The following is a 14,089-nucleotide window of genomic DNA, read 5'->3' on the forward strand; positions in this document are numbered from 1 at the left end:
TAAATGCCCTTAACACAATGCACAGAAATACAAGGTGTTAAAGGCTTTTATACATTAAAGTCACGTCCATGTTTACCGTATTAGATGTTTTGCCACACCTAAAACTGATTATGCATATCGTTTAATGCTTGGTGTAGCATGTCATCATCGTTATCTTGATTAATGTCACTTTGCTCTGTTGGCGCATCAATTACGCTGGCAGCATCATGGTCTGCATGTTGCGGGTGTTCTTTATGCTCGTCATCTAATGGGTTTTCAAATGCATCGACTTCAACAGTATCAAGCATGTCTGCTTGTGGATCAGCAGTGTTAAGCTCATGCATTGTTGGCAACCCCGCTAGGTCTGGAATGCCTGTATCTGGTTTAATCTCATCATGGCTTAATCCAACCATCTGTAAGTAATGATCTATGGGTGCTGGTGCGGCTAGACTATCGGTACTGTCAATGACTAAACTAACGTCGATATCATCACTTTGATTTAGCGTATCTGGTTCATCGCTTTGTGATACTGGCGCTGGAGTAAATGTCGATGCAGGGATAACTTCCACTGCAATCACTTGGCTTGCAGAGTTGGTTGAGCTGCCATCATGGGACGTGGCGCTAATCGTCAAATCAAAATGACCATGGAAGTCAGCTTCAGGAATAACTTTGAGGTTAGTTAATTCGCTTTGTTGTAGTGTCCATATACCGTTATTTTCAGTCCCCGCAGATAGCGAAGCCCCTGGTGGAACGCCTGTGATTTCAACTGTGAGTGTTTCATTTATATCAGGACTGGATACGTTAATATTAAGCGCTAAATCAGTATTTTCATTACCCGAAATCGCCATAGTATCGAGTGGCGAAGCTAAATCACCGACATGCTTAGTAAATTTCATGGTAGGAGTATCGGCGTCAGGTGACACATGAATCGCCATACTGTTTTCAATATTAACGTGGCCATCTGTTACAGTGTAATTCAAACGTAAATCACCATTAAAATTCAAACCTGGATTGATAACCCAATGGTCACCTTGTTGGGTAATAGTACCACCACCGACTATTGATAAATGGCTTACATCAAGCACATCTTTAGCGTCTGTATCGTGAACGTTAGCAAGTAAATCAGCTTTACTAAGAGTGAGCAGATGATCTTCAACAACCGTATTAGCAAGGGCATGTCCAACAACAGGTACGTCATTTGTACCAATGATGGCAAGTTTCATTACTTGATCAACACTGTGGCCAAGAGAATCTGTTGCGGTAACTAAAATGTTTTCTTCAAGGCGTTCACCTTCGGATAATGCTTGAACTCTAGGATCATTATTATGAGATTGATATTCCCAACTTCCATCCGACTGAAAAGTTAAGTCGCCATATTGAGCTGCACTACCTGGTTGTATTTCCCATGTAACACCACTTTCAACTTTAACATCACCAACTAACAAGTCCAAAAGACCATGAGAATGAGAGACATTATCTTCAGTCACAGTAGACTCTGAGGCTCCAAAGATTTGAGGCCCGGTTTTACCATCGCCAATATGTACTGTTAATGTTTCCAACCTAGATTGCCCGTGTGAATCAGTTACTTTGAGAGTAACACTTTCAGTATGTATCTTTCCAGAAGCAACCTCTTTCGTGAGTTGGTCACGTTCCGGACCACTTCTACTCAGATTGAATACCCACCGGCCATCCGGTTCAATACTAAAGTTACCAATGCCTTTTATTTCAATTTCATCTGGGTAACGGTCGGTTAAATTCAAAGTATGACTTATACCATCTTGATCTATGTACTCAACAGTTGATGAGTCGCTTTGATCCGCATCATTAATATTAATGTAACCATATGAATGGGTATGCGTTAAATGCCCAGTGGTAATTGAGCGAGAAATCTCAAATGTTCCCGTCATAGTGGGCGCATCATTAGTACCATGAATACCAACATTGAGTATGGCGTGTTTTATATCACCATTCGGGTTGGTATAGGTAATAAAGAAGTTATCTGATCGCGTATCACCTGAAGCCATGCTTTGAATACTATGATGACTATTGTCTAATACGTAGTGATATGAACCATCCGCACTTAACCGCAATGTTCCGAAGTTACCTTGTAAATCACCTGCGTTAGTCACAGAGTTAATACCGTTACTAGAAAATAAATTACCTGCAGCAGTAGTTTTTGTATCTTCTTCTGTTGATTCTGAAACCTCCAATGTAGATAAGTCTGCAGAAACAATAACGTGGCGGTCACTAAAGCTACTCTCTCCTGATGCTGTAGCAGATACTTCTGCGTGCACTACGTAAGCATTATCTGCAATTTGAGCTACTTCAGCAGCAGGAATCGAAAGTTGCCAATGGTTATGTTGGACTATTGCCGTATAATGCTGGCCAGCAATTGTGACTTTAACAATATCGCCGTCAGCTACATGGGAGGTTTCTCCCGTAATCGATAATGACTGATTATGTTCACTATGGTCAATCCAATCATCATGTGAAATAGCATCAATAGTAATAGTAGGTTTGGCTGTATCTATCGTTACAGCATGTTGCGCTTGAACAAATGCTCCACCTTCATTTGTATAAACACTTAAAGAATATGTATTATCAGCGCGATCAACTGCACTTGCGTCAATTACCCAATGGCCACTTGCATCAACAATGCCTTCTAGCCCAGAAAGTAAACCGAAATCGAAACCATGAACAATATCCCCAGGGCGACCTGTTCCATGAACGATAAGATGGCCATCTGAGGTAATAAAGTCAGTAGCGCTTGTACCTGTATCATTTTCGATGTGGGTTATAGTAAGTGGCTGATAGACATCAATAATAGCTTTACCATCAATTTCTGAAGTACCGTCTGTAACTTTGTATGCTATTTCAAGATCTTGACCACTAAAGTTTGCATCAGGCGTGAAGTTAATACTGCCATCAGGATTAACGCTAAAGGTACCGTGTGGTGACGTTAGTGAGCCCGGAACTATGGATAAATTTGGTAATGCAGTATCAACATCAGTTACTTGAGCCAATAAGTCAGACTCTTGAATGACTCTAACAGATCCTGCAACAGACTCTCCTAGGTCAGTGCTAACGGCTGTTGGTGCTGTGTCGCTGCCATTGAGTGTTACGCTCAATTGTTGCTCTGTTCCATCGATAGTCTTTACAGTAATAATATCTGTCGCGTTATGTCCTTGAGTTAATGTTTCTGCAATCTTGCTTGGGGTGAATTCCCAGCTTCCGTCTGCTTTAACAGTAAATTGACCATGAGCACTTGGTATCACTTCAGCAATAAAGTGTGCTTGCGATGGGTCTGTATCTGTAATAATGAGTTGGCCAGAAACAGTAGAGGTTTCATCTGTGGTTAGTTGTTCATCTCCGGTAATGACAGCGTCTGGGACAGGAGAGTTAACATCCAATATTATTGGTAGTTTTGCACTATCGGTTGTACTTATACCGTCAGGTCCGGTCGTGGTTGCGACTAACTGCATTAGCATGTTCTGATCGCCATGAGCAGGTAATGTTGCTGTCACTTTATCTAAATCCCAACCGGTAACATCCGCATGTTGCACCGCTGAGCCAATCGTTAAACTATGATGACCATCGCTAAGAATCGTGCCTTTCGCAAGTCCCAATATCTCTATCTTGCTGAGAACATCGTCATGATCTATAGGAGCCGCTACTGACAGGTGCATATGTAATACATCGCCTGGCGCTAAAGCCGTTGAGCCAGTATTGACCATTTCACCTGTAAACGTATGTAAGTCAGCAATATCAAGCTGATGGTGACCTGTTTGGTCTGATATAAGGCCATGACTGTCGGATCGAATGTCGATTAATAGACCATTATTTTTACTAACAGATTCATACACGGGGCCATGTTGAATTTGTTCTGGTGTAAGTGCTTGCGAGGCAAAACTAGTTGAGAGCAATCGTCCTGGAAATTTATCTTGTCCTGCAAAATGCCCCGGAACGTATTTACTGCCTACATTTAAAAATGGATTTGCCGCAATGTGATCACTTCCTGCAAAACCATGAACCGTAACTTTTAAAACACCGTTATCATAAAGTAGAGCGGTATCTGTTTTACCATCCCATGTCATGGTTATACGATGATCTTGACCATCATTAAAATTGACTCCAGGGTTGCCGTTATCACCACTGATATGTGAACTGGTAAACTTCAAATTACCGCCAAAGGTCCACATGCCGAAATTAACGCCATCCATATCAGGCGTGCCATCAGGTTTAACCCCATGAAACATAACAAAATCTTGATAAGTACCAATGGTGATTTTGGGATCATGGATATAAGTGAATTCAGCCGTAAAAGCGTGTAAATCACCACCCGATTCAATTTGATCGCCATGTGGCTTGATATATCCATGGTCAGATGATGAGGTTAGGCCAAATGCTGTACGTTGAACTTCTGCAGACAAGGAAGTCGTTGCTGCATCGGTAACTGAGCTCACACTTAAATGAGCCGTTTGGGCGTACTCGGTCGTTCCGTCACTGACTTTATAGTCAATTTCAGCTGGTCCATGGTAATTTGCATTCGGGGTAAAGTCATACCCTCCTGATGCATTCGCTGTTACTGTGCCATGAGTTGATGTCGGCACGCCGCTTATATGTAACGCACCATCGGCATCTGATAAGTTTGCGAGTAATTGCGCGTCTGTAAAATGTGTGGTGGTATCTTCATCCGTTGTACCTAAATCACGCATACCGCTATCGATTAATGGATCGTCAACTGAAGCGATATGTATTGATGCTCTGGCTGGTGCTGAGTCCACATGACCATCATTTACGGTATAAGCAAAGTTGACATCGCCATGAAAATCTTTAGCAGGTACAAATTGAAGCTTACTGATATCGCCCGCGTCAATAACTTGGTTTAAAGATACATCATGTCCATCAAGTACAAACTTACCTTCCGATGCATCGGGTAAGTTAGTCAACGTGATATGGTCTAATGAATCGGTAGTATCGACATCGGTAAAACCAAAATCAGATACGCTGAATTGATAATTGTTATCTTCAGTGCCAGAAAGAGTTTGAGTTACAGCTGTTGGTTGATCGTTTGTTCCTGTGACAGTGATAACAAGGTTTTCAGTATCGGTAGCACCTACGGCATCAGTCACTTTAATAGGGATAGTCAGTATTTCCGTTTCACCTGCTGCTAGGTGATTATAAGCACTATGACTTGGGTCAAATCTATAGCCTCCATCGGTGTTTAGGGTAAAGCCTGGGACAACGGAGGTTGTAGTGAACTCCTGCGTATCGCCAGTATCGGCATCTGTAGCGGTGAACGTTCCGGTTAAGACTTGAGCACCTTCGTTAATATTACTTGATTGAATTTTAGCAAGAATTGGAGAGTCATTTACATTTGTGAATGTTAACGCTAAAGGGTAAGTTACTGATGCCGTATCTTGATTACTTTGTTCTGTTGACTCTGCAACGACATTCGCATTTATTGTACCGCTAAAGTCTTTTGGCGGTACTAATTGCAATTTATCCATATCCCAGCCGTGCACATTCACTTCATCACCATTATGCGCAACCATTTGAGTATGTGAACCATCTGTTAGCATAAAACCGATTGGCAAGCCTGAAATTTTTACACCTAAAGCTTCAGAGCCGTCAGTATCGGTAAGGTGCATATTAAGGCGAAGATCCATTGGATGATCTTCTTCAGTGGTAAGGCCATTAAAATCTAAACCTAAGTTGTCAATTACAGGACCTGAACCGTCTTGTGTCACAGCTCGAAGTTCTATTTTTGAGCTTTCTCCTGTGGCAACTAAATCATAATGATGATGATGAAAGCCAAATGCATTCGCGGGTGGTTCAAGTATTGCGATAACCTTGCCTTCCCAGAGTACCTCTACTGATGCTGACTTGGAACTCACCCCAGTACGACCCGACAAATCAAAATCTAATGCGTAGTGGGCACCGGCTTGTGTTTGCATGTTACGGTATAAATTTGAAGGTTCATTCGCGCCACCTTCTAACTCAACAACGCCAATATTTGAACCTGAGGTGTCGCCATAAGCAGCCCCTTTACCGTGCTCTACTTTTCCATCGGGGTTGTCTGTATGCCACCCCCATACTGTAGGGTCAGTTCGTTGCCAAGTTCCGCCATGACCTATAATTGTTGGCGTTGAAAAATCAGTTAATATTGATTCTGCCATAAAAGATTTAGGTAAGTCAGCAATTGCTTGAATATCAAAATGCGCTTGCGCATGTGTTGTAACATGGCCATCTGATATATCAAAAAATAAAGGAAGATCTTCTCCTGACAAATTATGGAATGGAGAAATCGTATATGACCCATTTCCGTTATCAACCACTTTCCCATATTGAGGATCAATACTTACAGAGGTTACATGTAATGCATCATGATCCACATCAGTTGCTAGCGCTAATAGTTGCGCCTCTGTGATAGTGAAATCAGTATCTTCATTTGTGTTTCCTAAATCCACATTTCCAGATATGGCAGCATCATTAACACTAGAGAATGTAAGCGTATTAGTTGCAGGTGCAGAATCAGTATGGCCATCATTTACGGTATAAGCAAAGTTGACATCGCCATGAAAGTCTTTGGTTGGTACAAATTGAAGCTTACTGATATCGCCCGCGTCAATAACTTGGTTTAAAGAGACATCATGTCCATCAAGTACAAACTTACCTTCCGATGCATCAGGTAAGTTAGTCAACGTGATATGGTCTAATGAATCTGAAGTATCTACATCGGTAAAACCAAAATCAGATTCATTGAAGCTATAAGTATTATCTTCTGTACCGCTCAGTGAAGTTGATGTTATCGTTGGTGCATCATTTCTAGAAGCAACATCAATAGTAGCCTGAACTTCTGCTGAACTATCATGACCATCGCTAACACTATATTTAAAGTTTACATTGCCATTAAAGTTAAGATTTGGCGTAAACACCAAATTAGGAATATCCGCATTACTGATTTGCTGGTTAGCCGTTATAGCATGACCATTTAAGCTTAATACCCCCTGAGATTTAGGTGGTAACTCCGTAATCGTTAAGTGCTCTAATGAACCACCATCGCTGTCAGTAAAACCAAAATCAGTCTCAGTGAAGTGATAGTCGGTATCTTCATTAGCTGAAATTGTGCTTGCTGCGATAGTTGGCGCTTCATTGCTACCTTGCACGTCAAAATGCATTGTGTGAGTAGTTTGCCCACCTTCATTGTCAGTAACAACCACATTGAATGTTTCGGTAACGTGTTGCCCTTGTGCTAACGCTTGAGTGGCAGCTAAAGTATTATCAAGTTCATAATGCCAACCACCATTCGCGGCAATTGAAAAATGTCCATATTTACCCAATACGTCTGTTTGCTCAGTAATAGCATGAGTATCACCGGTATCAGGATCGGTAATATCAATCATACCTGAGGTACGAGTATGATCAGGCCCGCCGTCTTCAATAACCGTTTTAGGAGTTGCGCGTTCAGTAACAACAGGGTTATCGTCACGGCCATCAATATTTACAATAATTTGATGTTGGCTGCCATCAAGTGAAGTAACAATTAATGTATCTTGCACATGATCAGTTTTATTTAAGGCATTGGCTTTAGCATTTGGTGTATAAGTCCAATGACCATCGGCATCCATTGTTAAGTGCCCATATTTACCATCAATTGGCGTTGTATCAAAATGTGCTTGCGATGGATCGGTATCACTAATGAGTAACTGTCCCGATATCGCCGTATCTTCGTCGGTTGCCTTATTATCATCACCACTAATTGTGGCATTTGGGATCGGTTTGGTTGGGTCAAGCACCAAAGGTTGATGTGCTTCTGTGATTGAGGTTGCACCATCTGGTCCGGTAGTTTCAACACGAACAATAATGCCCATGTTATGATTATCGCCTCCAGGTAACTGCGCGGTAAGATGATCTAAATCCCAGCCCTGAATATTGAGAGCATCCGTCATTGATGAAACAACATGATTGTGCCCAGGAGTACCATCGGTGATGACTGTGCCTGAAATCAATCCTAGTAATTCTACCTTAGAAATATGGTCGTCGGGATCAACGGGGTCGACAATATGAGGGCTAAGATTCAGTAAAGAATCACTATTAGGAATAGCGACTCCTGTATCAACTGACACAGTATGTGAGGTTAACGATCCAAAAGAGGTTAGCTGATGGTGCCCAGTCATATCAACTAACTGCCCTGAAGCTGACATTCTCATATCAATAACAAGGCCATTATCTTTATCAACCGTATTCGCTAGAGGAGCATGCTGAAGAGAAGCGGGGACTACAGGGTGATTCGTCACCATTGATGTACTAAAAATTTGACCATGAAATGCGTCATTAACACCAAACCCATGAGATTGATGTGAGCCATCCTCAAGCACAAATTTCTGACCATGAACCACATCCTGATCTTGTCCAATAGCTAGGGTGCCATGACCATTCATTGGTTGGCCTTTATGGACATTTGCATGAGTAAACTTAACGTCACCATCCACTAATACTTGCAGTACCCCTGTATTTGAATCCCATAAAATTGAATAGCGGTGAGTTGCAGTATCTTGAGTTGTATCGATTCCTGTAGCGTATTCAGTGCCATGGATCGCAATAGTTAAATTGCTTGGTTTCCAAGCATACATTTCATTATCTGATTCACTATTGGCATAACTAAAGTAGGTGGCTCCGTGTGTTGAGCCCGATGTGACTTGTGGGCCGCCGATAACATTAAACTCGACTGCGACACTATTGATTTGGTCGCCGGTTTGTAACACCCCATTGTTCATTGCAGAGGCAGAACCATCTGTACCTAACTGCATCACTTGTTGTTGGGCTGTCATGCTAAGGCCGACTTGTGCTGTATCGGTGATTGGGGTTACAGATAGTTGAGCTGTTTTAGCATATTCAGTCGAGCCATCAGTGACTTTGTAGTCAATTTCAGCAGGGCCATGGTAATTAGGGTTTGGAGTAAAATCATACCCTCCAGAAGCATTTGCTGTGACTGCACCATGTGCCGATGTTGGTAAGCCACTTACATGCAATGGGCCATCAACATCAGATAAATGTTCCAATAATTGTGCTTCTGTAAAGTGGGTGGTGGTATCTTCATCCGTTACACCTAAGTCACGTACTCCACTATCGATTAATAGATCTTCCACTGAAGCAATATTTAAAGAGCCTGTTGCAGGGGCTGAATCGGCATGGCCATCATTCACGGTATAACTGAAATGAACATCACCATTAAAGTCTTTCGCTGGAACAAATTGCAGCTTACTGATATCTCCGGCATCGATAATCTGATTTACAGACACATCATGTCCATCTAAAACAAATTTACCTTCAGCTAAGCTTGGCAGATTGGTTAAACTTATAGAATGAAGTGTGTCGCCTGAATCAACATCGCTAAAACCAAACTGGCTTGCTTGCATTTGGTAACTGACATCTTCAGTACCATTGGTTAAATGCACTTGGTTTATAGTGGGTGCATCATTAGTCCCCGTGACATTAATATGAAGATCGTAGGGTGTACCATCTTTACTATGTACGCGATATATAACAACTTCAGTTTGACCTTCAGCTAAGTGTTGAAGGTTAGCGTTGTTTACACTGTAACCCCAGCTTCCACCATTATCTATACGTAACATACCCCCGAACGGGTCGTGTATTTTTGTTTCTCCTAATTGGCTGTATCTAAACGCATTTTCACCACTGTCAGGGTCTGTAACATTCAGTGTACCTGTGGCTATCTCATTTACTGTGCCATTAGTATTGCTGCCATGAGGCCCGTCTTCAATGATGCTACCAGTATTAACTTCTGTAATAACTGCGCTATCTTGAACCGCCGCTAATGTTGTCGTTGCACCCGTATGTGTGACACCACCATGTGCATCTTTAACGTCATAACTAAAATGAACTTGACCGTTGTAGTCTTTCTGAGGATGAAAGGTAAACGTACCGTTTGGATTAACTGTAATAGTGCCATGATCTGCAGTTAAATTGGCAATACTGAGCTGGCCTGCATCATTGTCATCAACGTCAGTGGCATTGGCTATTAGCTCGGCTGTACTCAGTTGTATATCGGTGTCTTCGGTGCCCACAGCCAACTGTACTTGTGCTGAAACCACGGGCGCATCATTGGTACCATGGACAGTGACTGTAATATTCTGATGTGCGCTACCGTCAATAGATTCAACGGTAAAGGTTTTCTGATAACTTTGACCTGCACCTAGATGTTGCAACTTGTCATTGTCTATGGTGTAAGCCCAGTTACCTCTGGTATTAATAAAGAAATGGCCACCTTCAGGGGTCGTTAGATTTTGTGCAATAAAGCCTGCTTGATCATGATCGGGATCGATAACATGTAAATTCCCGCCGCTGTAAATCTGATTCGGCGTACTGCCTGGGGAGAGGTTGTCTTCATAAGCATGCTCATTAAAGCTTGAGTACCGGCCGACTTCTATTCTGGCTTGGTTATCTTCTCCTATTACTTTAACCATGATGGTCAATGTTTGGCCGTCGCTAGTTTTAACCTCATACGGGATCTCCAGCGACTCACCAGTGTGCAAGCTGCTGATAAGATCATCTGCATGGCGATTACTCGCGCCTTCCAACCTAAATTGATATGAGCCATCGGACCAAACATCGAGATTACCAGGGGCAAAACCTTGGCCTAAATATGTTCCACTCAGTTGGGCGAAATGGGTTTTATCACCAGTATCGGGGTCAACAAGCTGTAAGTTGCCCTTGTAAGTTTTAAATTGACTATCGAGAGCTTGGGTTTCTGTTAGCTGAATAACATTAGACACAAGTGTCGCTTTGTCATCGGTCCCCTGAATCGTTAAGTTTGCAGTTTGTTGGCTTTGACCACCATGACCATCATTAACAAGGTATGACACTGCAATTTTAAGTGATTGACCATTGGCTAGATGATTATAGGCTGGGTCTGTGGCATCAATCATTAAGGTATGACCGTCAGCGGCTAATGATAATCCTGATGGTAATTGTGTTGTGCTAGGAGCACCATCGATAGAGTAAGTCAGTTGCTCGATATGTAGCGTATCGCCCTCAATATCTGTAGCGCCAGTTAGCAAGTCTAGGTTATGACTTGCGCCTTCTTTGATGCTGTCGGCTAACGGTGAAACATCAGGGTTATCATTGACTGCAGAAAGAGTGGTAGATGCGCTTGTATGCGTGACGCCGCCATGTCCATCTTTCACGTCATAGGTGAAATGGACTTGACCGTTATAATCTTTTTCTGGGCTGAATGAGAAACTGCCATCTTTATTGTGCTTAATCGAACCATGGTCTGCATGCAGGTTTTCAATAGTTAGCAGCCCGACATCATTGTTATCGACATCGACAGTATTTTGTAGCAGTTGCGCTACAGTGATAGTTTGGCGAGTATCTTCACTACCTGCATTTAGAATCACTTCTGACGAACAGTAAGGTCTGTCATTACTTCCGTGAATGGTGATAACAATATCGTGCGAAGTGCCATCTTTGGAGTATACAGTAATGGTATCAGTTAACGTTTGATGCTCACCTAATTTATCAATGACAGTGCCGATTGTTGTCTTACGATTTCCGACCCAATCAACACTCCCTACGGTAACATCGTAATGCCAAGTACCATCTGTGTTTAATAGTAAGTGTCCATATTGTCCATGGTAAGAGTTATTCCAGGCACCGCCTTTAGGATCAAACTGAGATTCTCCTGTATCGGGGTCAACAATATCTAACTTGCCATCAGCTGTTAATGCTGCTTGACCTAACTTAGCCATGCCTGGCTGAGCATAATCTGGCGACATATCTTGTCCAGCAGTTCCCTCGGTGACATCGCCAGTATCAACGCCACCAATGACGGCGGCATTATTGGTGCCGGTTATGCTAATAGAAAGGTTTTGTGTGGCGCTGGCATTATGTTCATCAGTGACGGTGACTGGAATCGTTAGCGTTTTTGTTACCCCAGAGGCTAGTGATTGATAACTTGCATGGCTAGGGTCAAAGCTGTAGCTGCCGTCGGGGTTTAATGTGAGTCCATCAATCTGTGGGGTTGAGTAATGTAGCCTTGAACCAGTATCAACATCATGGCCAAGCATTTGTCCATTTAACTGCGCGCCGCCTTCAATAACGCTATGAGATTGGGCTGTAATCGTTGGTTTATCATTAGTACCATGTACTGTGAGCTCAATAGTATGGGAGGTACCGTCACCGGAGCGAATGACTACTGAATCTTGTTTAACTTCACCTTCTGCTAAATTTTGGATATGGCGATTGTCCAAGGTGTAAGTGTAACGGCCATCCTGCATTAGCAACACATGACCACCTAACTTTGTGTCATAACCAATTCCTTGGTAAGTTTGCGGGCCTATATTGGGATCAAATTGGGCTTCACCTACATCAGGATCTTGTATGTTCAATTGGCCGTTGTAGTGCAGTTGATAATGGGTATCGATGTAACCACGATCTTCTGTGACACCACGTACGTTCAGGTCTGTTTGAGCATCAGTAATAATGGCATTATCCGGAGATGCTGCTAGGTTGAATTTAGCTTGGGTACTTACGCTGCCGCCTTGTCCATCTACCACGTTATAAGTTAAGCGTACTTCACCGTTATAGTCTTTATCTGGAGTAAAGGTATAGCTGCCATCATGATTGTTGGTGAGAAGACCATGGTTTGCTTGCAAATGGTCGATTTGCAGAGTATCAGTAGCGTCAACATCGGTTGCGTGTGTAAGTAAGTCGGCAGCTTTTATTATGACAGATTTATCTTCTGTCCCTGAAGCTAGTTGAGTCCAAGCGGTGACAATGGGTCTATCATTGCTTCCAGTTATATCAACAGTTATTTGGTGTGGTACATCAACACCAGATGAGTCCGTTGCAGTTACCCAAAAAGTTTCTTGTTGCTGCTGGCCTGTAGCCAACTTATCTGCCGCTCCTGCTGTTGAATTATCTAACTGATAACTCCAGTTACCATGCTGATCAATTGATAAACTGCCAAAATGACCTTGAGGTTGACTAATCGCCCATTTAATACTGTCAGTAGAGTCGATATCAGTCGCAGTAAGTTTGCCACTAATATTTGCAGTTCCTATAAGATTCTCACCCTGCTCAACAACACTTCCTGAGGATGCTCCTGAAATAACGGGTAAATCATTAGTACCGTTAATGGTCACGGTGACTTGTTGTTCAGTGCCATCAACAGAGTGAACCAGTAGGGTATCAGTTACCGACTCACCCGTTTTCAGACCTTGAATGTTGGCTTGTGCGTTATCCGCGGTGTAGGTCCAATGGCCGAGGTTATTGATAGTCAGCGTACCAAATTGACCTTGAAGGGTTTCTGCGCTGAACTGCGCTTGGCCGTTATCACTATCAGTAATGGTTAACGCACCATCAACCCTTAATAATCCCGAGTGAACGTCTTTATCTTCGGTGAGGCTGGCCGTTGCTGTGCCCGCAATCACGGCTTTATCGTCAGTACCGTTAATGGTCACGGTGACTTGTTGTTCAGTGCCATCAACAGAGTGAACCAGCAATGTGTCAGTTACCGACTCACCCGTTTTTAGACCTTGAATCGTGGCTTGTGCGTTATCCGCGGTGTAGGTCCAATGGCCGAGATTATTGATAGTCAGCGTACCAAATTGACCTTGCAGGGTTTCTGCGCTGAACTGAGCTTGGCCGTTATCACTATCAGTAATGGTTAACGCACCATCAACCCTTAATAATCCCGAGTGAACGTCTTTATCTTCAGTGAGTGTTGCAGTTGAAGTGCCTGCAATCACTGCTTTATCGTCAGTACCGTTAATGGTCACGGTGACTTGTTGTTCAGTGCCATCAACAGAGTGAACCAGCAATGTGTCAGTTACTGATTCACCCGTTTTCAGACCTTGAATGTTGGCTTGTGCGTTATCCGCGGTGTAGGTCCAATGGCCGAGATTATTGATAGTCAACGAACCAAATTGGCCTTGCAGGGTTTCTGCGCTGAACTGAGCTTGGCCGTTATCACTATCAGTAATGGTTAACGCACCATCAACCCTTAATAATCCCGAGTGAACGTCTTTATCTTCAGTGAGTGAGGCCGTTGCAGTGCCCGCAATCACGGCTTTATCGTCAGTAC

Annotated in this window: 1 protein-coding gene; it reads right to left on the bottom strand. The window is 42.8% G+C overall.

What is annotated here, in order from left to right; translation table 11 throughout:
- Nucleotides 1–98: 98 nt before the first annotated feature.
- Entirely contained in the window at nucleotides 99–14,072 is a 13,974-nt protein-coding gene (locus tag K5Q58_RS02845; RefSeq protein ID WP_220752310.1) for a VCBS domain-containing protein, read from the bottom strand.
- Nucleotides 14,073–14,089: the final 17 nt, after the last annotated feature.

It is taken from the genome of Shewanella sp. KT0246 (assembly GCF_019654955.1).
GTDB lineage: Bacteria > Pseudomonadota > Gammaproteobacteria > Enterobacterales > Shewanellaceae > Shewanella > Shewanella goraebulensis.